The 25,757-nt window shown below is 64.7% G+C and carries 24 protein-coding genes; 14 read left to right on the top strand and 10 right to left on the bottom strand.

Annotation, left to right across the window (positions count from 1 at the left end; genetic code table 11):
- The first annotated feature begins 108 nt into the window (after positions 1-108).
- The 3 genes from purD (at position 109) to R6G97_RS10145 (ending at position 5,046) form a co-directional block, all read left to right on the top strand.
- Positions 109-1,401 carry a phosphoribosylamine--glycine ligase gene (gene purD / locus R6G97_RS10155; RefSeq protein WP_043207915.1) on the top strand — a complete coding sequence of 431 codons (1,293 nt, stop codon included), beginning with the start codon at positions 109-111 and terminating at the stop codon, positions 1,399-1,401.
- 132 nt (positions 1,402-1,533) lie between these two features.
- A complete protein-coding gene (locus R6G97_RS10150; RefSeq protein ID WP_043207916.1) occupies positions 1,534-4,305 on the top strand; it encodes a hybrid sensor histidine kinase/response regulator in 2,772 nt (923 codons plus the stop codon).
- A gap of 144 nt (positions 4,306-4,449) precedes the next feature.
- Positions 4,450-5,046: a MarC family protein gene (locus tag R6G97_RS10145; RefSeq protein ID WP_043207917.1), complete on the top strand. Its 597-nt coding sequence runs from the start codon at positions 4,450-4,452 to the stop codon at positions 5,044-5,046.
- Between the two features lie 19 nt (positions 5,047-5,065).
- Here the strand turns inward: R6G97_RS10145 and R6G97_RS10140 are convergent, their stop codons facing one another.
- From R6G97_RS10140 to cobG, 6 genes are all read right to left on the bottom strand, one after another.
- On the bottom strand, positions 5,066-5,689 hold the full coding sequence (locus tag R6G97_RS10140) for a hypothetical protein (RefSeq protein ID WP_090343140.1): 624 nt from the start codon (positions 5,687-5,689) through the stop codon (positions 5,066-5,068).
- An 81-nt stretch (positions 5,690-5,770) separates the two neighbouring features.
- Positions 5,771-6,457 (bottom strand): hypothetical protein, encoded by a 687-nt coding sequence (locus tag R6G97_RS10135; protein ID WP_052352398.1) that lies wholly within the window; start codon positions 6,455-6,457, stop codon positions 5,771-5,773.
- Positions 6,458-6,539: 82 nt separating this feature from the next.
- Positions 6,540-8,261, bottom strand: coding sequence for a precorrin-3B C(17)-methyltransferase (cobJ, locus tag R6G97_RS10130; protein ID WP_317848055.1), 1,722 nt, complete (start codon positions 8,259-8,261; stop codon positions 6,540-6,542).
- On the bottom strand, positions 8,249-8,980 hold the full coding sequence (locus R6G97_RS10125; RefSeq protein ID WP_043207927.1) for a precorrin-2 C(20)-methyltransferase: 732 nt from the start codon (positions 8,978-8,980) through the stop codon (positions 8,249-8,251). The genes cobJ and R6G97_RS10125 overlap by 13 nt, the downstream gene beginning before the upstream one ends.
- The gene (locus R6G97_RS10120) at positions 8,980-9,606 is read right to left on the bottom strand and encodes a precorrin-8X methylmutase (RefSeq protein ID WP_043207930.1); all 627 of its coding nucleotides are present in this window, start codon (positions 9,604-9,606) and stop codon (positions 8,980-8,982) included. The genes R6G97_RS10125 and R6G97_RS10120 overlap by 1 nt, the downstream gene beginning before the upstream one ends.
- Positions 9,599-10,924 carry a precorrin-3B synthase gene (gene cobG, locus R6G97_RS10115; RefSeq protein ID WP_317848054.1) on the bottom strand — a complete coding sequence of 442 codons (1,326 nt, stop codon included), beginning with the start codon at positions 10,922-10,924 and terminating at the stop codon, positions 9,599-9,601. Before cobG ends, R6G97_RS10120 begins: the two co-directional genes overlap by 8 nt.
- A 240-nt stretch (positions 10,925-11,164) precedes the next feature.
- On the opposite strand from cobG, the gene cbiE reads away from it, so the two are divergent.
- The 10 genes from cbiE to R6G97_RS10065 all read left to right on the top strand — a co-directional run bounded on the left by cbiE (position 11,165) and on the right by R6G97_RS10065 (position 21,507).
- Positions 11,165-12,376 (top strand): precorrin-6y C5,15-methyltransferase (decarboxylating) subunit CbiE, encoded by a 1,212-nt coding sequence (cbiE, locus tag R6G97_RS10110; protein WP_317848053.1) that lies wholly within the window; start codon positions 11,165-11,167, stop codon positions 12,374-12,376.
- Entirely contained in the window at positions 12,369-13,463 is a 1,095-nt protein-coding gene (locus tag R6G97_RS10105) for a cobalt-precorrin-5B (C(1))-methyltransferase (RefSeq protein ID WP_250034399.1), read from the top strand. The genes cbiE and R6G97_RS10105 overlap by 8 nt, the downstream gene beginning before the upstream one ends.
- Complete coding sequence (locus R6G97_RS10100) at positions 13,460-14,179, top strand: cobalt-precorrin-6A reductase (protein ID WP_043207938.1); 720 nt, start codon at positions 13,460-13,462, stop codon at positions 14,177-14,179. Before R6G97_RS10105 ends, R6G97_RS10100 begins: the two co-directional genes overlap by 4 nt.
- 227 nt (positions 14,180-14,406) lie before the next feature.
- Positions 14,407-14,796 (top strand): DUF2946 domain-containing protein, encoded by a 390-nt coding sequence (locus R6G97_RS10095; protein ID WP_182817083.1) that lies wholly within the window; start codon positions 14,407-14,409, stop codon positions 14,794-14,796.
- Positions 14,797-14,842: 46 nt separating this feature from the next.
- Positions 14,843-15,325 carry a copper chaperone PCu(A)C gene (locus R6G97_RS10090; RefSeq protein ID WP_043207941.1) on the top strand — a complete coding sequence of 161 codons (483 nt, stop codon included), beginning with the start codon at positions 14,843-14,845 and terminating at the stop codon, positions 15,323-15,325.
- 19 nt (positions 15,326-15,344) lie between these two features.
- A complete protein-coding gene (locus R6G97_RS10085) occupies positions 15,345-15,776 on the top strand; it encodes a DUF2946 domain-containing protein (protein WP_250034398.1) in 432 nt (143 codons plus the stop codon).
- Positions 15,777-15,842: 66 nt separating this feature from the next.
- The gene (locus R6G97_RS10080; RefSeq protein WP_317848052.1) at positions 15,843-17,894 is read left to right on the top strand and encodes a TonB-dependent copper receptor; all 2,052 of its coding nucleotides are present in this window, start codon (positions 15,843-15,845) and stop codon (positions 17,892-17,894) included.
- 57 nt (positions 17,895-17,951) lie between these two features.
- Positions 17,952-19,316: a PepSY-associated TM helix domain-containing protein gene (locus R6G97_RS10075; RefSeq protein ID WP_182817078.1), complete on the top strand. Its 1,365-nt coding sequence runs from the start codon at positions 17,952-17,954 to the stop codon at positions 19,314-19,316.
- A gap of 216 nt (positions 19,317-19,532) precedes the next feature.
- Positions 19,533-20,948, top strand: coding sequence for a D-serine/D-alanine/glycine transporter (cycA, locus tag R6G97_RS10070; RefSeq protein WP_043207947.1), 1,416 nt, complete (start codon positions 19,533-19,535; stop codon positions 20,946-20,948).
- A 40-nt stretch (positions 20,949-20,988) separates the two neighbouring features.
- The gene (locus R6G97_RS10065) at positions 20,989-21,507 is read left to right on the top strand and encodes a GNAT family N-acetyltransferase (RefSeq protein WP_043207949.1); all 519 of its coding nucleotides are present in this window, start codon (positions 20,989-20,991) and stop codon (positions 21,505-21,507) included.
- Positions 21,508-21,593: 86 nt separating this feature from the next.
- Here the strand turns inward: R6G97_RS10065 and R6G97_RS10060 are convergent, their stop codons facing one another.
- Complete coding sequence (locus R6G97_RS10060) at positions 21,594-21,899, bottom strand: chaperone modulator CbpM (RefSeq protein WP_043207952.1); 306 nt, start codon at positions 21,897-21,899, stop codon at positions 21,594-21,596.
- 2 nt (positions 21,900-21,901) lie between these two features.
- Positions 21,902-22,852, bottom strand: coding sequence for a curved DNA-binding protein (gene cbpA, locus R6G97_RS10055; protein ID WP_043207955.1), 951 nt, complete (start codon positions 22,850-22,852; stop codon positions 21,902-21,904).
- 164 nt (positions 22,853-23,016) lie between these two features.
- On the opposite strand from cbpA, the gene R6G97_RS10050 reads away from it, so the two are divergent.
- Positions 23,017-24,288 (top strand): Hsp70 family protein, encoded by a 1,272-nt coding sequence (locus R6G97_RS10050; protein WP_090343158.1) that lies wholly within the window; start codon positions 23,017-23,019, stop codon positions 24,286-24,288.
- Positions 24,289-24,364: 76 nt separating this feature from the next.
- Here R6G97_RS10050 and R6G97_RS10045 read toward each other — a convergent pair whose 3' ends face one another.
- Both R6G97_RS10045 and R6G97_RS10040 read right to left on the bottom strand, forming a co-directional pair.
- Entirely contained in the window at positions 24,365-25,372 is a 1,008-nt protein-coding gene (locus R6G97_RS10045; protein WP_043207960.1) for an AI-2E family transporter, read from the bottom strand.
- Between the two features lie 71 nt (positions 25,373-25,443).
- Positions 25,444-25,725 carry a PsiF family protein gene (locus R6G97_RS10040; protein ID WP_043207962.1) on the bottom strand — a complete coding sequence of 94 codons (282 nt, stop codon included), beginning with the start codon at positions 25,723-25,725 and terminating at the stop codon, positions 25,444-25,446.
- Positions 25,726-25,757: the final 32 nt, after the last annotated feature.

Genomic DNA, 25,757 nt, shown 5'->3' with positions numbered 1-25,757 from the left:
GGCAACTCCGCTCATCGGAACCGACCCCGCCTTGCATCTACCTGCTTCATTGCGACCTCGTACAGCGTGAGGCTTTGCCTCCCGTCCGAAAGAATTCGAGGTTTTGACATGAAAGTTTTGATCATCGGCAGCGGCGGCCGTGAGCACGCCCTGGCCTGGAAAGTCGCCCAGGACCCACGCGTCGAGAAAGTCTATGTTGCCCCGGGCAACGCCGGCACCGCTATCGAGGCCAAGTGCGAGAACGTCGCCATCGACGTCACTGCCCTGGAGCAACTGGCCGACTTCGCCGAGCAGAACGTGCAGATGACCATCGTCGGCCCCGAGGCCCCGCTGGTGGCCGGCGTGGTCGATCTGTTCCGCAGTCGTGGCCTGGACTGCTTCGGCCCGACCAAGGGCGCAGCCCAGCTGGAAGGCTCCAAGGCCTTCACCAAGGACTTCCTGGCCCGTCACAAGATTCCGACCGCCGACTACCAGAACTTCACCGAGATCGAGCCGGCCTTGGCCTATCTGAAGGAAAAGGGCGCGCCGATCGTCATCAAGGCCGACGGCCTGGCTGCGGGCAAGGGCGTGATCGTCGCCATGACCCTCGAGGAAGCCGAAGCCGCCGTGCGTGACATGCTCGCCGGCAATGCCTTTGGCGATGCCGGTTCGCGTGTGGTCATCGAGGAGTTCCTCGACGGCGAGGAAGCCAGCTTCATCGTCATGGTCGATGGCCACAACGTGCTGCCGATGGCCACCAGCCAGGACCACAAGCGCGTCGGCGACAAGGACACTGGCCCGAACACTGGCGGCATGGGCGCCTACTCCCCGGCTCCGGTCGTCACCGCCGATGTGCACCAGCGCGTGATGGACCAAGTGATCTGGCCGACCGTGCGCGGCATGGCCGAGGAAGGCAACGTCTACACCGGCTTCCTCTATGCGGGCCTGATGATCGACAAGGCGGGCAACCCCAAGGTCATCGAGTTCAACTGCCGCTTCGGCGACCCGGAAACCCAGCCGGTCATGCTGCGCCTGGAGTCGAGCCTGGTGCTGCTGGTCGAGGCGGCTTTCGCCAAGGCCCTGGACAAGGTCGAGGCCCAGTGGAACCCGCAGCCGAGCCTGGGCGTGGTACTGGCCGCCGGCGGCTATCCGGGCGACTACGCCAAAGGCGCCGTGATCAACGGCCTGGACGCTGCCGCCAAGCTCGAGGGCAAGGTTTTCCACGCCGGCACCGCGCTCAAGGACGGCAAGGTCGTGACCGCCGGTGGCCGTGTGCTCTGCGCCACTGCCATGGGTGCCACCGTCGAGGCCGCCCAGCAACAGGCTTATCGCCTGGCCGAGCAAATCGACTGGGACGGTAGCTTCTACCGCACCGACATCGGCTACCGTGCGATCGCCCGCGAGCGTGGCGAGCACCAGTAAGCTGCAACGGATCGCCGTGACGCCCCTGGCTCACGGCCTCCGGCTCGTCGACAAGGCCCCGACGGGGCCTTGCCTTCGTCTTGGCGCCCCGCGCATAGTTATCCTGCACAACGGCTAGGAAGGGATCTCGTCTTGCGTCGGCTTCGGATTGCCATTGCCCTGATCGTCAGCCTGCTGACGCTGCTCTGCCTTCCCCCGGCCTCGGCCGAACAAGGTGGAGGCTGGAGCGTTCTGCTCGACGAACAGGCCAACCTGCAACTGAGCGATATCCGCTCGGACCGCTACCGCAACCAGTTCAGTCCTCTGCAACTGTTCGAACTCGATGCCGCCCCCGCCGACCAGGCGCTGTGGCTGCACTACCGGCTCGAGCCAGGTGAGCAGGAGCAATTGCTGCGGGTCTTCGCACCCGACCTTTCACGCCTGGACCTCTACGCGCTGGATGGCGACAAGCTCGTTCGCCAGCTGCACCATGGTCGTCAAGGCGGCAATGCCAGCCCGACGCTGCGCAGCAGCGACCACCTGCTGCCGCTGCCCAACAGCCCGCGCGCGCTGGACATCTACCTGCGACTGGTATCCGAACACCAGTTGCGTCCGGCCATCAGCCTTGAGCCTGCGGCTTGGGCCGCGGCCGACCAGACGCGCCCATTGCTGTTCGGCCTGCTGTTCGGCGGTCTGGTGATGCTGATCCTGCACAACCTGATCCGCTTCCTCTACACCCGCTCGAGCACCACGCTGATCCTGGCCCTTTACCACGGCCTGATGCTGCTCAGCGCCTTGATCCTGCTGAACCTCAGCGGCCCCTGGTGGCAGCTGTGGCACAGCGCCCAGACCCCCGCCGCCTATCTGACCTTGGTCTTGGCCGGGCTGGCCGGGCTGTATTTCACCCAGCATTTCTTCACCCCCTGCAGCTCGATCCGCTGCAACCGGCTGCTGCATGCAGAAATGCTGATCGTCGCGGTCAGCGGCCTGGTGCTGCTGTTCGTGGACACCCTGCCACTGAACCTGATGACCTACGCCCTGCTCGCGCTCGGCAGCGTGACCATGCTGCTGGTCAGTGCCTACCACTGGTACAAGGGCTACGGCCCTGCGCGACTGTTCGCCGTGGCCATGCTGATATTCAACCTGGGCGGTCTGGTGCTGCTGCCGGCCTTGCTGGGCCTGACGCGCACCTCGACCCCATGGCTGCTGTTCATCCTGATGGGGCTGACCGTGGCCAGCGGCTTGCTGCTGAACCTGTCGGTCAGCGAACGGCTGCGCCGCATCAGCGAGGAGCGCTTCCGCGCCAGCCGCGCATTGGCTGCCAGCGATGCCGAGATCAACGCCAAGGCCGAGTTCCTGGCCAAGATCAGCCACGAGATCCGCACCCCCATGAATGGGGTGCTGGGCATGACCGAATTGCTGCTGGGCACGCCGTTGTCGGTCAAGCAGCGCGACTATGTGCAGACCATCCACAGCGCCGGCAACGAACTGCTCACGCTGATCAATGAAATCCTCGACATCTCCAAGCTCGAATCCCGACAGATCGAGCTGGATGATGTGCAGTTCGACCTCAATGCTCTGATCGAGGATTGCCTGAACATTTTCCGGGCCAAGGCCGAACAGCAGAACATCGAGCTGATCAGCTTCACCCAGCCCCAGGTGCCACGAGTCATCAGCGGAGACCCGACCCGACTGCGCCAGGCGCTTTCGAGCCTGCTGGAAAATGCCCTGAAGAACACCGAGCAAGGCGAGATCCTGCTGGTGGTGGCCCTGGACCAGCGCGGCGACCTGCCACGCCTGCGCATCGCCGTGCAGGATAGCGGCGAGTCGATGCCCGCCGCCGAGCGTGAAGCCTTGCTGCAAGCCCAGTTGCACAGCCATCAGTTCCTTTCCAGCAACAAGCTCGGCGGCCATCTGGGGCTGGTCATCGCCAAACAGCTGATCGGCCTGATGCAGGGCGAATTCGGCATCAAGAGCAGCACCAGCATGGGCAACACCCTCTGGCTGACCTTGCCGCTGGACCCCTCGCGCCTGGAGCAGCCTCCGGCCGACCTCGATGGCCCGCTGCGCGACGCTCGCGTGCTGGTGGTGGACGACAACGACACCTGCCGCAAAGTCCTGGTGCAGCAGTGCAGTGCCTGGGGCATGAACGTCAGCGCCGTGCCTTCGGGCAAGGAAGCGCTCGCCCTGCTGCGCACCAAGGCGCACCTGCGCGACTACTTCGACGCCGTGCTGCTGGACCAGAACATGCCCGGCATGACCGGCATGCAGCTGGCGGCCAAGATCAAGGAAGATCCGAGCCTGAACCACGACATCCTGGTGGTGATGCTCACCGGCATCAGCAATGCGCCGAGCAAGATCATCGCCCGCAATGCCGGGGTCAAGCGCATCCTGGCCAAGCCTGTGGCCGGCTATACCCTCAAGACCACGCTGGCCGAAGAGCTCGCCCTGCGCGGTCGCGAGCAGCCGCCTGCCCCTACACTGCCCGGCCCACCTCCGCCATTGGACCTGCCCAGCGACTTCCGTGTGCTGGTCGCCGAGGACAACAGCATTTCCACCAAGGTCATCCGCGGCATGCTCGGCAAGCTCAACCTCGAACCAGATACCGCCAGCAATGGCGAGGAAGCCCTGCGCGCCATGAAAGCGCAGCGTTATGATCTGGTGCTGATGGACTGCGAGATGCCAGTGCTCGATGGCTTCTCCGCCACCGAGCAGCTACGCGCCTGGGAAGCCGCCAACCAACGCGAGCGCACCCCGGTGGTTGCATTGACCGCGCATATCCTCACCGAACACAAGGATCGCGCGCGCCAGGCCGGCATGGATGGGCACATGGCCAAGCCGGTGGAGCTGTCGCAATTGCGCGAGCTGATCCAGTTCTGGGCCAGCAAGCGGGCCGCGGCCTCGGACCGTTTGCAGACTCCGTGAGATCCCTGAAGGAACAACGCTGCTGTGTCGCCTGCGCCGCAGCCATTCACCGCGCCGCCTGCTTCGTGCACGAGAGCCTCGCAAGCCGCGCCGCCATTGCGCCTGATACACTTGCCCACACCCTCACCGCCATGGATTTGCGCCATGCTCCATGAGTTGTTCAGCGTCTACCTGAAAATGCTCGTGCTCTACAGCCCATTCTTCGTGCTGTCCTGCTTCATCAGCCTGACCCGCGGCTACTCCAGCAAGGAGCGCAAGCAGCTTGCCTGGCGTGTGGCCATCGCGGCACTGGTGGCCAGCGTGGTGCTCTACCTGTTCGGACGTGCCATCTTCGGCGTATTCGGCATAACCCCCGACGCCTTCCGTATCGGCGCCGGCAGCGTGCTGTTCATCTCGGCGCTGGGCATGGCCCAGGGCAAGGCAGCGGTCCAGGCTGACAACGTGCAACAGGACGTGACCATCGTTCCGCTGACCATCCCGCTCACCGTCGGCCCCGGCACCATCGGTGCGTTGCTGGTGATGGGCGTTGGCCAACCGCACTGGGACGACAAGCTGCTGGCCATCGTCAGTATCGCGCTGGCGAGCTTCACGGTTGGCTTGGTGCTGTATCTGTCGAACCGCATCGAGCGGATCCTGGGCGACCAAGGCCTGCAGATCGTCAGCCGCCTGATGGGGCTGTTCGTCTGCGCCCTGGCCGCACAGATCATCTTCACTGGGATCAAAGGTTATCTGGTGCCCTGACCGGAATGAGCCCATGGTCTCAAATTTCGAAGGAAAGGATCTGCTGCCGGGCGATCTTCTCCAGGCGCCTTTCCACCAACTCACGAAACTGCTGATCGAACAGGCGCGTGTTGAAACGGACGAGCTCGGCCTGAACCCGGGTTTCCTGCCGGTTGCGAAACAGAAATCCAGTACCCAGCGTATCGGTCTCACAACGCTCGTGGTAAAGCACCAGATCAACATATCCGGGTTTCCCGGGAGCACAGGGTAGTAGTTGGAATACTCCGCGCTCACGAGTGCGCTGCTCAAAATTCAACAGCGGCCAGTCGTTCAAGGCCAAACCGTTCATCGCCAGCTTCACGGCGGTCGAATAACGTTCACCGGCCGTGGCTTCTATACGGCGCAGCGCGGCATTGACTATGCCGGGGCGCTCGAGCTCAGGCCAATGAACCTGCTGCGCCGATACCGCGTCCCAACCATAAAACTGCAGTTGCCTGCGGTAATGGCTGAACCAGTCGGTCACCAGCCCCTCGTCATGGTCGGTACGCGTCACCCGCTCCGCCATCAGCGCTGCCGACAAAACCGCTTGGCGCTGCGCCAAGGTGATGCCTGGCAGGAAAGCGACCAGGCTGCTACCTGCCACTGCAGCTCGATGCTTGTTCACGATGCATATCCTCGTTGGGCCGACAAGGCATGCTTCCCACGTAGTACCTACAGACGCTACGCGCAAAGCAGGTACCGGGCGTCAGAAATCGTATTGCAGTACATTGTCGAATCGGCGATCACCCAGCCGCTTTTCCACATGCTCGCGCACGCGGGCGTAGTGTTGGGTGTTGAACGTCAGAAACGCGGTACCCGAGTAGTGGTAGGCAGCGTTGTTTTTCCACTCGAACGCGATCGTGTCCAGATCCCGTACCATGCCTTTGGTACTGACTGCGGTTTGCACCATCATCAGCCGCCCGTCATCCGTCTCGAGACAAGCCGTCAAGCCAACAGTGCCCGCCATTTTATCCTTGAAGTTGCGCTTGAAGAGTTCTTGGGCTTCGGTGAACTTTCCCAGCCCATCAAGCGCCGACTCGGCGATCTTGCTAATCGCCTCAGTGACGGGGCCGCCGAAGACAGCCTGGCCCACAACCTTCATCGCCTTGAAGGCGATGGCGCCCAGAACGAGCGATTGCTCGCCGGAGTGTTCACGCTCGTAGGTTCGGCGCACTGTCAGCCAGCCCAGGTCTTCCATGACCTTGAGGTTCTGCTTGTACCACTGCTCGCTCTGGTCTTCGCTGTCATAAAGTTTGGAGGCGACCAGCGATGCGAACTGGTAGGAGCTCATGACATCGATGCGATTCTGCAGGCTCATCCCAGCAGCGAATGTCATCAGCGATTGCTCCACCACAGCGGCGGAGTTTGTATCGGTAATCAGTTTGTCGTTCATCATGCAAATCCTTGAGTCGGAACCCGGCGGATACCGGGTAGGACTCGAAGACTATGCATGTAGGGATGAGTAGTTCAGCAGGTCATGCTTCCAGGAGGTTGGGCTTAAGCGGGTACCAACGCGGGGTATAGACCCATTCGCCGCCGTTTGCGCGTGGGAAGGTACAGGTGGTCGAGGAGCCGATCAGTACCATCGTGCGCATGTCGACCATTTCCGGTACCAGTTCCCCAAGCGTGACCACCCGCAGCGACTGCCCCGGGCGCCCGATGTCACGGCCCAGCACGACGGGCGTACTCGCCTCGCGGTGCTTGCGAACGACGCTCAGCGCCAGCCCCAACTGGTGGGGGCGAGCTTTGGAGATAGGGTTGTAGAAAGCCAGGACCAGATCGGCCTGGGCGGCCAGGTCCAGGCGCTTTTCGATGATCGACCAGGGCTTGAGGTTGTCCGACAGGGACATGACGCAGAAGTCATGCCCCAGCGGCGCACCGGCCTGGGCAGCGGTGGCCAGCGATGCCGAGACGCCGGGCAGGATCTGCAGGTCCACCCGGTGCCAGGCGGGGTCGCTGGATTCGTGCAAGGCTTCGAGCACGGCAGCCGCCATGGCGAACACGCCCGGATCACCCGAGGACACCACGACCACCGAACGCCCTTCGGCTGCCAGCTCGAAGGCGTGCCGGGCACGCTGCATCTCTTCGCGGTTGTCGGTGCAATGCAACACCTGGTCGGCGCGGAACGGGCCGGCCATGCGCACGTATGTTTCATAGCCGAGCACATCCTGTGCCCGCGCCAGCTCAGCCTTGACCGCAGGCACCATCAGGTCGGCCGCGCCGGGGCCGAGGCCGATCACTGCCAGGCGGCCACGGCCGCGACCGACCTGGGCCGGCTCGATCGGCGCTGGTGCCACGGCGATCACCACATCGCCCTGCTCGATCAGGCGCGCCCCTGGCACGGCCTGCTCGACCTGCTCGGACAGGCGCCCAGCCGCTGGCGCGAAACGCAGGGCGACACCCAACACCTGGGCCGCCTCGTGCAAGGCTGGCTCGGCCATGTAGTGCTCATCGGCCAACAGGCAGGCCAACGCGGCCTGGGCGATACCTGCCTCGGCCAACGCTTGAGGCACGCGCTCTGCCAGATCAGGCGCCGCGCCGTCGACCGCCACCAACACCGAGCGGGCATGGATAAGCAGCTCGTCACGGCAGGCCGGACGCGCTTCGCATCCCACACGGATGATGCGCCGGGCCTGGTCGTGCTGCGGCAATTGCGCCTGGTCGAGCCAGGGCGCATCGCCTTCGACCCGCACCGACTCGCCCGCCAGCAGGTCGGAGACGAAACGCTTGCCCTGCTCCAGGTCCGCCAGGGCGTAGCCCTCGGGGGGATTGAGCAGGCAAGTGCCGAAGCGCAGCTCGCCGCTGGTAGTGATGGCCGCAGCCACGTCCAGCGCCTGGGCGATCGCCCGGGCCATGACATTGACCCCCGACAGGCCGCCGAGCAGCGGCACCACAGCGCTGCCGTCCTCGGCCACGGCCAATACCGGCGGCTCGGCGCCTTTTTCGGTGAGCAGGCTGGCCAGGGTGCGGATCACGATGCCGGCAGCGCACAGGGCGATGATCGGGGTGTCCTGCTGGTAGAGCTGGCGCAGGGTGTCACCGAAATGTTCATAGTGAGCGTCCACGCCCTCCACCCGACCCGCCAGGCCCAGGATCTTCGCCTGTGGATAACACAGCTGGATGCGCTGCGCCGTCGCCAGGCTGCCGGGGCCAAGGATGACGATTGCGGGTGCCTTGCCGATGTTCATCCCTGCCATTTCTCACCCGGTACGACGATCAAGGAAAAGTACGGCGAGGACTGCGGGTCCACGTCATCGAGCGGCACGATCTTCTGGTTGGCCATGGTCGCGCGCTCGACATACAGCGCGCGTTGAGCCAGGCCCAGTTCGCCGAGCACCTGGCGCACCTTGGGGAAGTTGCGCCCCAGTTTCATGATCACCGCCGCATCGGCATCGGCCAAGCGACGCTTGAGCTCCTCATGGGGCAGCACGCCGGAAAGCACCGAAAGGCTCTGGTTGCGATACACCAGTGGCGCGCCCAACACCGAGGCGCCACCGAGCATCGAGCATACGCCTGGGATCACCTGGGTCTCGTAGCGCTGGGCCAGGCGGTCGTGCAGGTACATGTAGGAACCGTAGAAGAACGGGTCGCCCTCGCAGATCACCGCCACGTCGCGACCGGCATCCAGATGTTCGGCAACCTGCACGCCGGCTTCGTCATAGAAGTCGCTGATCACCTGCTCATAGGACAGTGGCTCGGGCAGCACCTCGGTGGTCACCGGGTACACCAGTGGCATCAAGGTCTGCTCAGGCTGCAGGTGCGCTTCGATGATGCCAAAGGCATTGCCGCGCTTGCCCTTGGCCACGAAGTAGGCCACCACAGGCGACTCGCGCAGCAGGCGCAGGGCCTTGACCGTGATCAGCTCGGGGTCACCGGGGCCCACGCCCAGGCCGAACAGACGTCCGCGTGGCTGCATCATTCCACCTCCGTGGCCAGGGCGTTGACCGCGGCGGCGGCCATCGCGCTGCCGCCCAGACGGCCCTGCATGATCACGAACGGCACACCACGGCTGTCGGCGGCCAGCATCGCCTTGGACTCCGCCGCGCCCACGAAACCGACTGGGAAACCAAGGATCAGCGCAGGCTTGGGCGCACCGGCATCGAGCATTTCCAGCAGGTAGAACAACGCGGTCGGCGCATTGCCGATCACCACCACGCTGCCTTCCAGATGCGGACGCCACAGTTCCAGCGCCACCGCCGAGCGGGTGTTGCCCAACTTCTTGGCCAAGTCGGGCACGCTGGGGTCGCGCAGGGTGCAGATCACCTGGTTGTTGGCCGGCAGGCGCGCACGGGTCACGCCTTCGGCGACCATGTGCGCGTCGCACAGGATCGGCGCACCGTTGGCCAGCGCCTGTCGACCTGCAGTGCCGGCGCCTTCGGAAAATTGCAACCCATCGATGGCATCGACCATGCCGCAGGCATGGATCACCCGCACGGCGAGTTTCTCCAGGTCGGCGGGGATCCGCTCGAGCCGGGCTTCCTCGCGGATGATCCGGAAGGAATTGCGATAGATCTCCTGACCATCGCGGATGTAGTCAATCATCAAGGTGCTCCGTCGGCAGGTCGAGCATGGCGCCTGCTTCTTCTGGGGAAAGGTCGCGCGCACGCAGCCTGCCGAAGCCTGGCTGGTTCGCGTCGCGCAAATACAGGTCATAACGGCCCGCAGAGCGGGCCAGCAAGGTGGCCGGGGCGACATGAGCCACGGCACAGGAACGCAGGCAGCCGGAAACATGCACACTGCCGGGGCCACCTTTTTGCAGCAAGGAAGCGATGATCAGGGCATCGGCCTTGGTATCGGCCAGGGCCTTGGCACAGCCGGCGGCGCCGGTGCAGGCGGTCAGGCGGGCCAAGGGCTGGCCGGCATCCCAGATCAGCCCAAGACGGTTCAACTCGGCCCGGTCGATCATCGCCAGGTCGACATTGGGCAAAACGAGACTCTGCCAGGGGCTCACGCGCAGACTGCCGTCACCGGCATCACGGGCCAGCCTGGCGAGGCTGCGCAACATGACCGGAGTCAGCCGGCCCAATGGCGGGGCGACACCCCAGGCCATGCCTTGGCGTTGAGGCAGCGGCCCCAGCCAGTCGCCAGTGGCCGGCGCACGCCGCCAACCCAGCACTGCGCCATCGCGCCGAATCTCCAGGCCCAGGCTGTCGACGAAACGTTCAGCGGGGCAGTCCTTGAGCAACTGGCGCATTCGCGACTGCTCTGGCTCGGCCAGGTCCAGGAAGCGCTCCAGCACGGCATGAACCAGCGTTAGCCCGTGCTCGGCCGGCACGGCGCCCAGGACCTGGCCACTGGCCGGACAGCCGGCCAAGCCGAAGGCATACCAGGCGCGGCCGTCGAGCATCATTGCCGAAAGCCACAGGTCGTGAGGGTGTTCGAGCATTGCCAGATGCTCGCCGCCATCGAGCTGCACAGCGAACTTGGCCGACAGTCCATGCAAGCGCGGGGTGGTCTCCAGCAGGTGCAGCAATTGCTCGGCCAAGGGGCGCGTGTCGATGAGCATGTCAGGGTCGAGCCCGGTCAGCGGGCTTTGCATCACATTGCGCACGTCGTCGCCTGCTGCTTCGCGCGGGCCGAGGCCGGCGGCCAACAGATGCTCGATCAGGCCAGCGTGGTCCGCGCCGATGCCGCGGATTTGCAGATTGCCGCGATTGGTCGCCTCGATCACGCCGCCCGCGAAACGCTCTGCCGCCGTCGCCACAGCCTCGGCCTGGTCGGCCAGCAGCACGCCTCCGGGGAGTTTGATCCGGCAGATGCCACCGTCACGGGCCGCGACGATGCGCCACAACCCCGGGCAAGCCGAGGGGCGGGGTGACACGGCAGGGACGAGAGGCTGATTCAAGGGGGCGTCCGGCAATCTTGAAAATGCGCTTGAGTGTAGAAGGCGCGGTATTATGCCTGCTTTGTCCGGCGGCATGAAAAGCCGACGGTCGAGCATTGACTGCGATTGAGCAGAAATTCCGGACCGCGTCGCCCTCTTCGCGGGTGAGCCCGCTCCCACAGGATCATCCGCCCCCCTTGGGCTGTGCGGCTTCTGTGAGTGCGGGCTCACTCGCGAAGGGCGCCAAGCGGCCCCAAAGATGGCGGAACGAGACACATGACTCCCTGGCTGACAGTAGTGGGCATCGGCGAAGACGGTTTCAGCGGCCTGGGCAAGCAAGCCCGGCGTGCGCTGCTGAGCGCTTCGCGGATCTTCGGCAGTCCGCGCCAATTGGCCCTGTTGCCACGCTGCGTGGTCGGCGAACGCTCGCACTGGCCAAGCCCCTTCTCACTGGCGCCGGTCCTGGCTCTGCGCGGCGAGCCCGTGTGTGTATTGGCCAGCGGCGATCCGATGTTCTATGGCGTGGGCGCAAGCCTTGCCCGCCAGGTGCCGGCCGAAGAGCTGCATGTGCTATCGATGCCGTCCTCCTGCGCACTGGCTGCTGCGCGCCTGGGTTGGCCGCTGCAGGAGGTGCAGGTGGTGTCGGTCGTCGCCCGCCCCCTGGCCGCGCTCAACGCGCATCTCTACAGCGGCATGCGCCTTTTGGTATTGAGCAATGATGGCCAAAGCCCGGCAGCCGTCGCCCGACAACTGTGCGAACGCGGCTTCGGCCCGAGCCGCCTGCATGTACTGGAGCATCTGGGCGGCGCCGAGGAGCGCCATCTGCGCGGCACCGCCGAGGATTGGCCGCATGCGCGTACAGCCGACCTCAACGTGATCGCCATCGACTGCCAGGCCGCCATCGACACCCCACGACTATCGCCTGTCACCGGTTTGCCCGACAGCGCCTTTCGTCACGACGGCCAACTGACCAAGCGCGATGTGCGCGCCCTCACCCTCGCACGCCTCGCGCCACAACCGGGCGAGCTGCTGTGGGATGTCGGTGCCGGCTGTGGCTCGATCGGCATCGAGTGGATGCGCGCCCATCCCAGCTGCCGCACGCTGGCCATCGAGGCCGATGAAGGCCGCCAAGGCCATATCGAATACAACCGCGACGCCCTGGGCGTACCGGGCCTGCAACTGGTCCGTGGCAAAGCGCCCCAGGCCCTGGCCGATCTCGAGCGGCCCGATGCGATCTTCATCGGCGGCGGCGTGACCCGCGAGGGCGTGCTGCCCTTTTGCTGGGAGCGCCTGCGCCCCGGCGGGCGCCTGGTCGCCAACGCCGTGACCCTGCAAAGCGAGCTGGCGCTGGCCAACTTCCGCGAAGCCCATGGCGGCGAACTGACCCGCATCCACGTGGCCCATGCCCAGCCGTTGGGCAATTTCGATACCTGGCGCCAGGCTCTGCCGATCACCCTGCTCGACGTGGTGAAGCCCCTCGATGCGTGAAGAAACCCGCGAAAAAGCCGCGCCCCTGCGCAGCGGCCTCACCACTGGCAGCTGCGCCACCGCCACCAGCCTGGCGGCGGCTCGCCTGCTGCTCACCGGCGAATGCGACGATGCCGTGCGTATCACGCTGCCCAAGGGCAAGCAGGTGACCCTGCGCCTGGCGTTCTGCCGCCGCACCGACAACGGTGCCGAGGCCGGCACGATCAAGGATGCCGGCGACGATCCGGACGTGACCCACGGCGCATTGCTCTACACCCAGGTGCGGCTGCTCGAGCAGCCTGGCGTGCGCTTCGTCGCCGGTCAGGGCGTCGGCACCGTCACCCGTCCCGGCCTGGTGCTGGCGGTGGGCGAGCCTGCCATCAACCCGGTACCACGGCGGATGATCAGCGAGCACCTGCAACAGCTCGCCGACGCCTGCGGCCATGGTGGTGGCTTCGAAGTGACGGTCAACGTGCGCGACGGCGAACAGCTCGCCCTCAAGACCATGAACCCACGCCTGGGCATCCTCGGGGGGGTGTCGATTCTCGGCACCAGCGGCATCGTCCGGCCTTTCTCCTGCTCGGCCTACATCGCCTCGATCCAACAAGGCATCGACGTCGCCCACACCAATGGCTATACCCACATCGCCGCCTGTACCGGCAATGCCAGCGAAGACACCATGCGCCAGGTCTACGGCCTGCCGGAAATCGCCCTGATCGAAATGGGCGACTTTGTCGGCGCGGTGCTCAAGCATTTGCGCAAGGTCCCGGTCGCCCGCCTGACCCTGTGCGGCGGCTTCGGCAAGATCAGCAAGCTGGCCGCCGGGCACATGGACCTGCACAGCCGCAGTTCGAGCATCGACCTGCCGCAATTGGCGGCCTGGGCGGCAGACATCGGCGCCGACGCCACCTTACAGGCAGCGATCATCGCGGCCAACACCAGTCAGCAGGCCTTGGCCTTGGCCCACGCGGCTGGCGTCCCGCTCGGCGATGCGGTGTGCGCCCACGCCCTGGCCTTCGCACGCAGCGTGGTGCCTGCGCAGGTGCAAGTCGAGGTGTTCGCCATCGACCGCCAAGGCGGCATCGTCGGCAAGGCGGGTGTGCAATGAGCCCGCGCATCCTGCTGCTCGGCGGCATCACCGAAGCCTTGGCCATCGCCCGCCAGCTGGGGCCCGAGCATATCTATAGCCTGGCCGGCATCGGCCGCGTCCCGCAGGATCTGACGTGCCAGGTGCGCGTCGGCGGTTATGGCGGCGCCGACGGCCTGGCGGTCTATCTGCGCGAGGCGCAGATCAGCCTGTTGATCGACGCGACCCACCCCTACGCCGCGCAAATCAGCCACAACGCAGCCCAGGCCGCACGCTACGCGGGCATCCCCTGCTGGGCTCTGCGCCGCCCGGCCTGGCAGGCGCAGCCTGGCGATGACTGGCGCGAAGTCGCTGACTGGGCCGGACTGATCGAAGCCCTGACCCCCTTCGAACGCCCTCTGTTCACCCTGGGGCGCGAGCCCCTGCAACACCTCGATGAGATCCCCGCGCACCAGTTCTGGACCCTACGCGCCCTCGAAACCTACCCAGGCAACGAGCGCTGCGAAGTGATCGGCGCCCGTGGACCGTTCAACCTGATGGACGAACGCGCCTTGTTCCAACGGCGCCGGATCGATGTGCTGGTGAGCAAGAACAGCGGCAGCACAGCCACCGAGCCCAAGCTGGAAGTGGCCAGGGAACAGGGCATACCGGTACTGGTGCTCAAGCGCCCGGTGTTGCCGGCGGTGGATCGCGTCTTCGATCAGGTGGCTGATCTGATGGCTGCGATCAGGCCTTAGTCCAACGAAAATCGGGTCCCAGCATGGCACGTGAAAGCGCGGCCTGACGTCCTTGCTGGTATCCCCTCTCACACAAATTTAGCGGTGCCCCTTGTCGGGCGGGCTCTGCCGCGCGACACGCAGTACCGTCTCCAGGGGGCTGCCCCTGCGGCACTTCACCGCACCCCGGCACTTTTACCTATACTCGCCCTTACAATAGCCACCTGATTCCTGACCGGATCTCTCCCATGCCCCCACGTCGGCACATTGCCTGGATAGCCTGCCTTGCAGTGCTGTTCAACCTGCTGGCCATGCCGCTGTCTTCCGCCGCGCCCAAAGGTCCGGCCGAGCAGCTGCTGTGGGGGGCTTTCTGTTCGAGCATGGCGAACAAAGGCAAGGTCGATGTCCAGGCACTGGCCAAGATCGACCTGGGGCCGCAAAGCGACGACTCCGCCAGCCTGATGAACTGCTGGTGCTGCTCAGGCGCCGCGCCGCTGCTGGCACTGCCCGGCTACCCGCCGCAGCTGCACAACCCAACGTTGCTGCTCGGCAGCCACCTGGCGCCACCTGCCGCCTACACTCCCACGCCGCGCCAGCTATGGCCGGCGCTCAATCCCCGAGCCTCTCCGATCGTCTGAGTTGACCACGCTGTCTGCCCGCACCTGAACAGATCGGAGACTCACCATGCTCAAGCAAGCCCTCGTCCTGGCCGCCCTGTTGCTGCCCGGCGCTTTCGCCAACGCCCACGAATACACCGTCGGCGACCTGCACATCGCCCATCCCTGGTCGTTGGAGCTGCCGCCCAATGCCCCCAACGTCGCGGCCTACTTCGTTGTTCACAACAACGGCCAGCAGGACGACCGCCTGCTCTCGGTCGACAGCCCCATCACCGACGACGCCCAGTTGCACGAGCACGCCAAGACCGCTGACGGCCTGATGAAAATGCAGCAGGTCTCCAGCGTGGCCGTCCCGGCCGGCCAAAACCTGACCTTCGCCCCCAGCGCCTATCACGTGATGCTGATGCAGCCCAAGGACCGCAGCCTGCTCATCGACGGCAAGCGCTTCCCGCTGACCCTGCACTTCGAGAAGGCCGGCGACATCACCGTCGAGGTGGCCGTGCAAAAGCAGCCGCCCGCCGACCAGCAAGGCCAGGCCCATACGCACTGACCGCTGACAGACGCTCGCCATGAGCCTGCCGCGCGACCGGTTCACCCGCTTAACCCGCCCTGATCGCAGGCGCCTGGGTGGTGGCTGGCTGAGCCTGTTCGCCATGTGGATGATCTTCATCGGCCCACTGGTTTCCCAGTCGATGCCGATGGATCACCACGCCGGCATGAACATGTCCACGCCGATGGACATGCCCATGGCAGCCGGGCATGACCACGGCGCCGACCACCATGGCCACGACGACGGCCAGTTGCATGTGGTCTGGGAAAAATGCGGCTACTGCACGCTGCTGTTCAATTGCCCGGCCCTGCCCCAGGCCCTCAGCCCGCTCAGTGCCGGCGTCGTACTTCCCACCGCCCTACTCCCCGCACCGCCCCACCAGGGCCACGCCCGGCAGGCCGTCTTCCCTGGTGCGCGCAGCCGCGCGCCACCCGCCTCGATCAGCGCCTGAACACAACGCTATCGCACGAAGCCTGGAGGCTTCGCGCTCTTTCCTGACTGATCGACTGGAATCACTATGTCTGGCTGTACCCCTGTTTTTGCTCTTTCCCTGCGGGGAACGATCGCCGTGCTCTGCGGCTCTGTGCTCGCGCCCCTGGCCCTGGCCGCCGAAACCGGCCATGACGGCCATGCGCACGAGATGGCCGAGCTGAGCCCGACGGTCATCACCGCCATTGCCCCCAGCTCGCCGCTGACCGTGGTCACCAATCCCAAAGACCCACGCCAGCCGGTGCCGGCCAGCGATGGCGCCGACTATCTGAAAACCATTCCCGGCTTTTCGGCGATCCGCTCCGGCGGTACCAACGGCGATCCGGTGCTGCGTGGGATGTTCGGCTCGCGCCTGAATATCCTCACCAACGGCGGCGTGATGCTGGGCGCCTGCCCCAACCGCATGGATGCGCCCACCTCGTACATCTCGCCGGAAACCTACGACCGCCTCACCGTGATCAAGGGCCCGCAAAGCGTCATCTGGGGCCCTGGCGGTTCCGCCGGCACCATCCTCTTCGACCGTGAACCCGAGTCCTTCGGGGCACTCGGCAGCCGGGTCAATGCCAGCCTGCTGGGAGGCTCCAACGGCCGCTTCGACAAGGTGCTCGATGCCGCCGCCGGCAACAGCCAGGGCTATGCCCGCTTTGTCGGCAACCAGTCGCGCTCGGATGACTACGACGACGGTCACGGCGATACCGTGCCGTCGCGCTGGGAAAAATGGAACGGCGATGTAGCCCTGGGCTGGACGCCGGACGCCGATACCCTGCTGGAGCTCACCGCAGGCAAGGGTGACGGCGAAGCCCGCTATGCCGGACGCGGCATGGACGGCTCGCAGTTCAAGCGCGAGAGCCTGGGCCTGCGCTTCGAAAAATCCAACCTCGGCGAGGTGCTCGACAAGGTCGAAGCCCAGGTCTATTACAACTATGCCGACCATGTGATGGACAACTACAGCCTACGCACGCCTTCCGGCAGCGGCATGATGGGCATGCCCATGGTCAGCAACGTCGATCGCCGCACCCTTGGCGCTCGCGTCAAAGCCACCTGGCGCTGGGCCGATGTACAACTGGTCAGCGGCCTCGACGCGCAAACCAACGAACACCGCAAACGCGGTGGCATGGGCATCGACGCACACAAAGGCCAGCCCTGGACCAAGGACGCCGACTTCCACAACTATGGCGTGTTCAGCGAGCTGACCTGGTACGCCACCGGAAACGACCGCCTGGTCACCGGCGCCCGCCTCGATCGCGCCTCGGCCCGCGATTTTCGCCAAGGCAGCCCCACCGAGGGCGATACCCGCGCCGATACCCTGCCCAGCGGCTTCGTGCGCTACGAGCACGACCTGGCGGTGATTCCGGCAACCACGTATGTCGGCCTGGGTCATGCCCAGCGCTTCCCCGACTATTGGGAGCTGTTCTCGCCCAAGCGGGCGCCAGCCGGCGCGGCCAATGCCTTCGATGGCATCAAGCCGGAAAAAACCACCCAGGTGGATTTCGGCATCCAATACCAGGACGAGCGCCTGGAAGCCTGGGCCTCTGGCTATGTCGGGCAGATCCGCGACTACATTCTGTTCGACTACCAAGGCATGAGCTCCCAAGCCCAGAACATCGACGCCCGCATCATGGGCGGCGAGCTCGGCGCCGCCTACAGGCTGACCGAGAACTGGAAGGCCGACGCCACTTTGGCCTATGCGTGGGGCAAGAACAGCAGCGACGACAAGGCGCTACCGCAGATGCCGCCGCTGGAAAGTCGTCTGGGGCTGACCTACAGCCGCGATCTGTGGAGCGTCGGGGCCTTGTGGCGCCTGGTCGCGGAGCAAAATCGCATCGCCGAGAACCAGGGCAATGTGGTCGGCAAGGACTACGAGAAGAGCGCAGGTTTCGGTGTGTTCTCGCTCAACGGTGCCTACAAGGTCAACCGCAACCTCAAGCTCAGTGCAGGCGTCGACAACCTGTTCGACAAAACCTACGCCGAGCACCTGAACCTGGCCGGCAATGCCGGGTTCGGCTATCCGGCCACGGACCCACAGCCGGTGAACGAGCCAGGTAGGACCTTCTGGACCAAGGTCGACATCAGCTTCTGACAACAACAAACAGGGCGCGGCGATCACCGCGCCCAAACCGGGTCATCTGGAGGTTCCATGAGCGGACAACGCATTTCCTTCTACAACCTGGCGTGGCGCTGGCATTTTTATGCCGGGCTGTTCGTCGCGCCTTTCATGATCCTGCTGGCGATCACCGGGATCATCTACCTGTTCAAGCCGCAGCTCGACCCAGTGCTGTACCGCGACCTGATGGTGGTCGAGGCCGGTCACCAACGCCAGGATGCCGACACCCTCCTGGCCCAGGTGCGCCAGGCTTATCCACAGGGCCACGTGGGCCAGTACCTGCCGCCGGCCAATGCCGAGCGCAGCGCCCAGTTCGTGGTGCACGACGGCGGGCGCGAGCTGAACGTGTTCATCGACCCCTACAGCGCCAAGGTGCTGGGCGAGCAGGACGCCAAGGACAACCTGCAAGCCGTGGCCCGCGCCCTGCACGGTGAGTTGATGGTCGGCACCGTGGGCGATCGTCTGGTGGAACTGGCCGCCGGCTGGGGCATCGTGCTGGTGGTGTCCGGCCTGTACTTGTGGTGGCCACGTGGGCGCAGCAGCGCAGGCGTGCTGTGGCCGCGCCTGTCCGCCCGTGGCCGGGTGTTCTGGCGCGACCTGCACGCAGTCAGCGGCTTCTGGGGCTCGCTGCTGTTGTTGCTGATGCTGCTCAGCGGCATGACCTGGACCGGCCTGTGGGGCAAGCAGTATGCCGATCTGTGGAACCGCTTCCCGGCGGCCATGTGGAACGATGTGCCCACATCCGATCAACGGGCCGGCGCGCTGAACAACGCCCACCGCCAGACCGTGCCCTGGGCGCTGGAGAACACACCGATGCCGGTTTCCGGCGCCCATGCCGAACATGGCGCCCACCACGGCATGTCCAACGCACCGGCGGCGCCGCAGGTGAGCCTGCAGCAGGTCGAGGACCTGGCCACCACGCGCCAGGTCGAGCCCGGCTACAGCATCACCCTGCCGAGCTCGGCAAGCGGTGTGTTCACCGTCGCAGTGTTCGCTGATGACCCGCGCAACGACGCCACCCTGCATGTGGACCAGTACACCGGCCAGGTACTGGCCGACGTGCGCTGGCAGGACTACAGCCCGGTCGCCCGTGCTACCGAGCTGGGCGTGATGCTGCATGAAGGCAAGATGTTCGGGCCGCTGAACCAGGCGATCATCCTGGTGGTGTGCCTGATGATCCTGCTGGGTTCGGTGAGCGGGCTGGTGATGTGGTGGAAGCGCCGGCCAGCAGGCGGGCTGGGTGTTCCGCCACTGCGCCATGACTTGCCCCGCTGGAAAACCGCCACGGTGGTCATGCTGGTGCTGGGCGTGGCCTTCCCGCTGGTGGGCGCCTCGATGGTGGTGATGTGGGTGGTCGACAGCCTGGTGGTGCGCCGACGGATCCTGGCCGGGGCTTGAAGACTGCTTGTCTGTGCCGCCTCTTTCGCGGGAAAAACCGCTCCGACAGATTTCAGTGATCCTCTGTGCGCGCGGGTTTACCCGCGAAAAGGGGCGGCACAGGCACCACGCTGCTACACAAAAATCGAGGCGATCTGCCGCGCCCCTGGACTGGAACGCGCGTGTTAGCCTACTTGGCTCTGCACAAGAAGACTGACCCACAACGGAATGCAGCCCATGACCCGGACCTCATCAACCTCCGCAGACGATTCACATCTGCAACGCAACCTGACCAACCGCCACATTCAGTTGATCGCCATCGGTGGCGCCATCGGCACGGGCCTGTTCATGGGCTCGGGCAAGACCATCAGCCTGGCGGGGCCGTCGATCATCTTCGTGTACATGATCATCGGCTTCATGCTGTTCTTCGTCATGCGTGCCATGGGCGAATTGCTGCTGTCGAACCTCAACTACAAGTCGTTCATCGACTTCTCCGCCGACCTGCTCGGCCCGTGGGCGGGCTACTTCACCGGCTGGACCTACTGGTTCTGCTGGGTGATCACCGGCATCGCCGATGTGATCGCCATCGCCGCCTACTCGCAGTTCTGGTTCCCCGACCTACCCCAGTGGATACCCGCGCTGATCTGCGTAGCCGTGCTGCTGTCACTGAACCTGATCACAGTGAAGATGTTCGGCGAGGTCGAATTCTGGTTCGCCATGATCAAGATCGTCGCCATTGTCGGCCTGGTCGCCACCGGCCTGTACATGGTCGTCACTGGCTTCGAATCGCCGGCCGGGCGTACCGCGCAACTGGCCAACCTGTGGAACGATGGCGGGATGTTCCCCCATGGCCTGATGGGCTTCTTCGCCGGATTCCAGATCGCCGTGTTCGCCTTCGTCGGCATCGAATTGGTGGGCACCACCGCCGCAGAGGCGAAGAACCCCGAGCGCACTCTGCCACGGGCGATCAACTCGATTCCGGTGCGGATCATCGTGTTCTACGTGCTGGCGCTGATCGCGATCATGGCCGTCACCCCGTGGCGCGACGTGGTGCCAGGCAAGAGCCCGTTCGTCGAGCTGTTCGTCCTGGCTGGCCTGCCTGCTGCGGCAAGCATCATCAACTTCGTGGTGCTCACCTCGGCAGCCTCCTCGGCCAACAGCGGCGTGTTCTCCACCAGCCGCATGCTCTATGGTTTGTCCCAGGAAGGCGATGCGCCCAAGGCATTCGAAAAGCTGTCGCGCCGCGCCGTGCCGGCCAACGGCCTGTACTTCTCCTGCACCTGCCTGTTGCTGGGCGCTGCGCTGATCTACGTGATTCCTGACCTGGTCGAGGCGTTCACGCTGGTCACCACGGTCTCGGCGTTGCTGTTCATGTTCGTCTGGACGCTGATCCTGCTGTCGTACCTGAACTACCGCAAGCACCGCCCCGCATTGCACCAGGCCTCGAAGTACAAGATGCCCGGCGGACGCCTGATGTGCTATGTATGCCTGACGTTCTTTGCCTTCATCCTGGTGCTGTTGAGCCTGGAGGACGATACCCGCAAGGCCCTGATCTTCACGCCGCTGTGGTTCGTCATCCTCACCGCCACCTACCAGTTGGTGCGCAGCAAACGACACCCGCGCACCGCCGTGCGGGACACCCAGGACAGCTGAGCTGTCCTGGCCCAAGTACCGATCCTTGCGAGCCGCTGTCATGACCGCTGAAATCCGCGATGCCCTGCCCAATGACGTACCCGGCATCCTCGAGATCTACAACGACGCCGTGCGCAACACCACGGCGATCTGGAACGAGACGCCAGTCGACCTGGCCAACCGCCAGGCGTGGTTCGAGGCGCGTGCACAGCAGGGCTATCCGATCCTGGTGGCGGTGGATGACAGTGGCGTGTTGGGGTATGCCTCGTTCGGCGACTGGCGCCCCTTCGAAGGCTTTCGCCACACGGTCGAGCACTCGGTTTATATCCGGGGCGACCAGCGTGGCAAGGGCCTGGGGCCATTATTGATGAGCGCGTTGATCGATCGGGCGCGGGCGTGCGGAAAACATGTGATGGTCGCCGCCATCGAGAGCGGCAATGCGGCGTCGGTCCGCCTGCACGAGCGGCTGGGGTTCGTGGTGACCGGGCAGATGCCGCAGGTAGGGGTGAAGTTCGGCCGCTGGCTGGACCTGACGTTCATGCAGTTGATGCTCAACCCAGGCGCCAAGCCAAGCGCCTGACGGTCCAGTCGATGCGGTCTGTTCGCGGCTAAACCAGCATCCGCAGGGTTCGCGCGAAGCGGGTTTACCCGCGACCTATCCTGCGTTCAGAGGTGTATGAACCTGCCCAAACGCTGGCGCAGCATGCTGTTCTCACTGCGCAACTGTTGCACCTCATCGAGCAACTCCAGCGCCAGGGCCACCCCTTCCCATTCCAGCTCCAGGTCCCGGTGCAGCTTCACTGCCCGCCTGGCCAGCAGCGGTGCCTGATCATCGAACAACCAATCCTCCGGCGTTCGCCCCGAAGGTTCAACGATGCCGTGCTCGACGATTTCGATCACGCAGTCGGCCGTGATGTCGGCTTCCTGGCAGAGGGTTCGCATGTCCAGTTGAACGATCAGGGTGCTGCTCATGATCAACTACTCCATTGTGTCCTCGGGTTGAACGCAGCTTTCTCGGAAAGCTTGGTCCAGAGTTCGCGCGTGGCCGCATCCGACTGGCTAGGCATGACGATCTTGAGCTGGGCGTAAAGATCGCCGCGCTCGCCTTGCTTGTTGGCAAGGCCCATGCCCTTGACCCGCAGACGCTGGCCACTCTGGCTGTCGGGGCGGATGGTCAGGTTGATCTTGCCGGTCAGGGTCGGCACCGCCACCTTCGCGCCCAATGCCGCCTCCCAGGGGGCCAGGGGCACGGTGATGATCAGGTCATGGCCTTCGACATCGAACAGCGGGTGCGGTGCCATGCGGATGGTCAGGAACAGGTCGCCATTGGCACCGCCCCCGACACCGGGCGCGCCTTGACCCTTGAGGCGGATACGCTCGCCGTCCGTCACCCCGGCCGGGATCTTGACGTTGAGGGTCTTGGTGGTGAACCCGGTGCGCTGGCCCATGGCGTTGGTCTGCGGCACCTGGAAGCTGATCTGCTTGGATTCCTTGCTCAAGGTTTCTTCGAGGAAGATCGCCAGTTCCAGCTCCACGTCCTGTCCTCGCCTGCCCGCGCTGCGCTGCTGCTGACCCCGGCCAAAGGGATTGCCGCCCCGGCCGCCGAAGATCGAGCTGAAGAAGTCGGAGAAGTCTCCGCCCTCGAAACCACCACCACCGCCACGGCTTTCCCAGCCTGGAGGCGCCTGGAACGGCCGGCCATGCTGGCCGCCGTACTTGCGGATCTCGTCGTACTCGGCGCGTTTCTGGGCGTCGCCCAGCACCTCGTAGGCCTCGTTGGCCTCCTTGAATTTGTCCTCGGCGTCACGCTCTTTGCTGACATCGGGGTGATACTTGCGGGCGAGCTTGCGGTAGGCGGCCTTGATCGCCTTTTCATCCGCGGTGGGCTCGACGCCGAGTATCTTGTAATAGTCTTTGAAGTCCATCTAAGGGATCACCGTTGGGAATTTTTACGATGTTTCTGAAGATTGGGGTCAAGCATAGCCTTTCAAGGTTCGCCTGGGGTTGTTCCAGAGCAGACGACCGGTCTTGATTTAGTCGGCCACTGGCATAAACTGCGCGGCCGTTTTGCCTCCGGAAGCTCCTCCCCATGTCTGACGTATCCCCGGCCCGTGCCTGTGGCATCGACTTCGGCACCTCCAATTCCACGGTCGGCTGGCACCGCCCCGGCGTGGAAACGCTGATCGCCCTGGAAGACGGCAAGATCACCCTGCCTTCGGTGGTGTTCTTCAATATCGAGGAGCGTCGTCCGGTCTACGGTCGTCTGGCGCTGCACGAGTACCTGGAAGGCTACGAAGGCCGCCTGATGCGCTCACTCAAGAGCCTGCTCGGTTCCAAGCTGATCAAGCACGACACCAGCGTGCTGGGCAGCGCCTTGCCGTTCAAAGACCTGCTGGGCATGTTCATCGGCGAGCTGAAAAAGCGCGCCGAAGCCAATGCCGGACGCAGCTTCGACGAAGTCGTGTTGGGCCGTCCGGTGTTCTTCGTGGATGAGGATCCGGCCGCCGACCAAGAAGCAGAAGACACCTTGGCCGAGGTGGCACGCAAGATCGGCTTCAAGGAGGTGTCGTTCCAGTACGAGCCGATCGCCGCGGCGTTCGACTACGAGTCGGGCATCAGCCGCGAGGAACTTGTGCTGATCGTCGATATCGGCGGCGGTACCTCGGACTTCACCTTGATCCGCCTGTCGCCGGAGCGCCACCTGGTAGCCGAGCGCCAGAGCGACATCCTCGCCACCGGCGGCGTGCATATCGGCGGGACCGATTTCGACAAGCAGTTGAGCCTGCAGGGCGTGATGCCGCTGTTCGGCTATGGCAGCCGGATGAAAAGCCAGGCGCTGATGCCCACCAGTTATCACCTGAACCTGGCCACTTGGCACACCATCAACGCGCTGTACTCGCAGAAATCCCAACTGGCCTTGGGCAGCATGCGCTACGACATCGAAGACACCTTGGGCATCGACCGCTTGTTCAAGCTGATCGAAGAGCGCGCCGGGCACTGGCTGGCGATGGAAGTGGAAGCCAGCAAGATCGAGCTGACCCACCAGGACAGTCGCCGCCTCGACCTGGGCCGCATCGAGCCGGAGCTGGCCGTGGAGTTGACCCGACCACTATTCGAAGATGCCATCGAAGGTCTGCTCGCCCGCGTGCGCGGAAGCGTCACCGAACTGCTGAACAAGGCCGGCGTGAGCGAAAGCCAAGTGGACACCGTGTTCTTCACCGGCGGCTCCAGCGGCATTCCGGCGCTGCGCAACAGCGTAGCGGCCATGTTGCCCAACGCGCGGCATGTGGAAGGCAACATCTTCGGCAGTATCGGCAGCGGGTTGGCGATCGAAGCACGCAAGCGCTACGGCGCCGTCTAAAAGCTGCAAGCTGCAAGCTGCAAGAAGTGGGTGTCTCCACCGACTCGCTTTTACTTGCAGCTTGCAGCTTGAAGCTTCAAACCAGCTCAGCCCGCTTGAGCTCGCTTTTCAGGTACGCGTAGTAGATCGGCCCCGCCACGACGCCCGGCAGCCCGAACGCCGCCTCGAACACCAGCATCGCCAGCAGCAATTCCCACGACTTGGCACTGATCTGACCGCCCACGATCCGCGCGTTGAGGAAGTACTCGACCTTGTGGATGACGATCAGATAGCCCAACGCTGCCACCGCCACCCAGATCGACAACGAAAGCCCCACGATGGTGATCAGGGTGTTGGACATCAGGTTGCCGATCACCGGCAGCAGCCCCAGCAGGAAGGTCAGCACGATCAAGGTCTTGGTCAACGGCAGATGCACCCCGAACAGCGGCATCACCACGGCCAGGAAGACGCCGGTGAATGCGGTGTTGAGCAGGGAAATCTTGATCTGCGCGAAGACGATGTTGCGAAACGCCTGCACCAGCAGGCTCAGGCGCTCGAACAGCGCCGCAGCCAGGGGTTTGCGTCGGGAAATGTCGGGGATGCGCTGCAGGGCCACGATCGCGCCGAGGATCATGCCGATCAGCAAGGTGACGAACATGTGCGCCATGCCCTTGCCCACCAGTTGCAGCTCACCCAGGTGGCTCTTGAGCCAGTCGCCGATGGCCACTTTGAACTCGGCGGCGCTGGCCGGCAGGTACCCTTCGATGAACGGTGGTAACTGGCTGCGGGCGCGCTCCACCAGGGCCATGAATTTATCCAGCGAGGCGCCAGGGTTCTCCGCCTCGTGAAGCAGGAAACTGAAGGCCCCGGCGATCAGCAGCGTCAGCGTACTGACCACCAGGGTGCCAAGCAGCGCCACGGCCAACCAGCGCGCGCGTTGCCCAGCGATCACCGGCTGCAGGCGCGGCGTGAGCATGTTGACCAACTCGAACACCAGCAAGCCTGCCAGCAGGCTGGGCAACAACTTCAGGGGCAGCACCAGCAGCAGGCCGGCAAACACGATGATCCAGCTGGCCAGGGTAATCTGGCGGGGGGTGAAGGTCATACAGCCTCAACGGCGGACAACGGGAAAGAGCCGCAGTCTGCCAGCCTTCGCCAGACAAACATAGGCGCAGGTCATTTCTTCTTCAGGCAATCGCTCATGAAGGCTTTGCGCTCGTCTCCCTTGAGCGCCTTGGCGCTGGCATCGGCGTTGCAGGTTTTCATCTTTTCCTGCTGGGTGGCGGGCTTGGCTTTGAGACAGGTACTCATGAAGGCCTTGCGCTCGTCGCCCTTGAGGGCCTTCTCCGAGGCCTGGGCATTGCAGGTGGTCATTTTCTCCTGTTGGGCGGTGGCTGCGAAGCTCTGGGCACTGATCAACACACCCAACACCAGCAAAGGCACGTGCAGCATTTTCATGAAGCGATCTCCTTGTCTCCACGCTGCATGCG

The organism is Pseudomonas sp. HTZ2 (genome assembly GCF_033173945.1).
In the GTDB taxonomy this organism is placed as follows: domain Bacteria; phylum Pseudomonadota; class Gammaproteobacteria; order Pseudomonadales; family Pseudomonadaceae; genus Aquipseudomonas; species Aquipseudomonas guariconensis.
This window is presented reverse-complemented; position numbering and strand designations above follow the sequence as displayed.

Coding starts and splice junctions, on each gene's coding strand:
- cobJ (WP_317848055.1), bottom strand. CDS start 8,261: ATGGCAGGGATGAACATCGGCAAGGCACCCGCAATCGTCATCCTTGGC.
- purD (WP_043207915.1), top strand. CDS start 109: ATGAAAGTTTTGATCATCGGCAGCGGCGGCCGTGAGCACGCCCTGGCC.
- cbpA (WP_043207955.1), bottom strand. CDS start 22,852: ATGGACTTCAAAGACTATTACAAGATACTCGGCGTCGAGCCCACCGCG.
- R6G97_RS10085 (WP_250034398.1), top strand. CDS start 15,345: ATGAGCCTGCCGCGCGACCGGTTCACCCGCTTAACCCGCCCTGATCGC.
- cbiE (WP_317848053.1), top strand. CDS start 11,165: ATGACTCCCTGGCTGACAGTAGTGGGCATCGGCGAAGACGGTTTCAGC.
- R6G97_RS10040 (WP_043207962.1), bottom strand. CDS start 25,725: ATGAAAATGCTGCACGTGCCTTTGCTGGTGTTGGGTGTGTTGATCAGT.
- R6G97_RS10135 (WP_052352398.1), bottom strand. CDS start 6,457: ATGAACGACAAACTGATTACCGATACAAACTCCGCCGCTGTGGTGGAG.
- R6G97_RS10060 (WP_043207952.1), bottom strand. CDS start 21,899: ATGAGCAGCACCCTGATCGTTCAACTGGACATGCGAACCCTCTGCCAG.
- R6G97_RS10065 (WP_043207949.1), top strand. CDS start 20,989: ATGACCGCTGAAATCCGCGATGCCCTGCCCAATGACGTACCCGGCATC.
- cycA (WP_043207947.1), top strand. CDS start 19,533: ATGACCCGGACCTCATCAACCTCCGCAGACGATTCACATCTGCAACGC.
- R6G97_RS10080 (WP_317848052.1), top strand. CDS start 15,843: ATGTCTGGCTGTACCCCTGTTTTTGCTCTTTCCCTGCGGGGAACGATC.
- R6G97_RS10050 (WP_090343158.1), top strand. CDS start 23,017: ATGTCTGACGTATCCCCGGCCCGTGCCTGTGGCATCGACTTCGGCACC.
- R6G97_RS10145 (WP_043207917.1), top strand. CDS start 4,450: ATGCTCCATGAGTTGTTCAGCGTCTACCTGAAAATGCTCGTGCTCTAC.
- R6G97_RS10105 (WP_250034399.1), top strand. CDS start 12,369: ATGCGTGAAGAAACCCGCGAAAAAGCCGCGCCCCTGCGCAGCGGCCTC.
- R6G97_RS10045 (WP_043207960.1), bottom strand. CDS start 25,372: ATGACCTTCACCCCCCGCCAGATTACCCTGGCCAGCTGGATCATCGTG.
- R6G97_RS10095 (WP_182817083.1), top strand. CDS start 14,407: ATGCCCCCACGTCGGCACATTGCCTGGATAGCCTGCCTTGCAGTGCTG.
- R6G97_RS10120 (WP_043207930.1), bottom strand. CDS start 9,606: ATGATTGACTACATCCGCGATGGTCAGGAGATCTATCGCAATTCCTTC.
- R6G97_RS10125 (WP_043207927.1), bottom strand. CDS start 8,980: ATGCAGCCACGCGGACGTCTGTTCGGCCTGGGCGTGGGCCCCGGTGAC.
- R6G97_RS10090 (WP_043207941.1), top strand. CDS start 14,843: ATGCTCAAGCAAGCCCTCGTCCTGGCCGCCCTGTTGCTGCCCGGCGCT.
- R6G97_RS10075 (WP_182817078.1), top strand. CDS start 17,952: ATGAGCGGACAACGCATTTCCTTCTACAACCTGGCGTGGCGCTGGCAT.
- R6G97_RS10100 (WP_043207938.1), top strand. CDS start 13,460: ATGAGCCCGCGCATCCTGCTGCTCGGCGGCATCACCGAAGCCTTGGCC.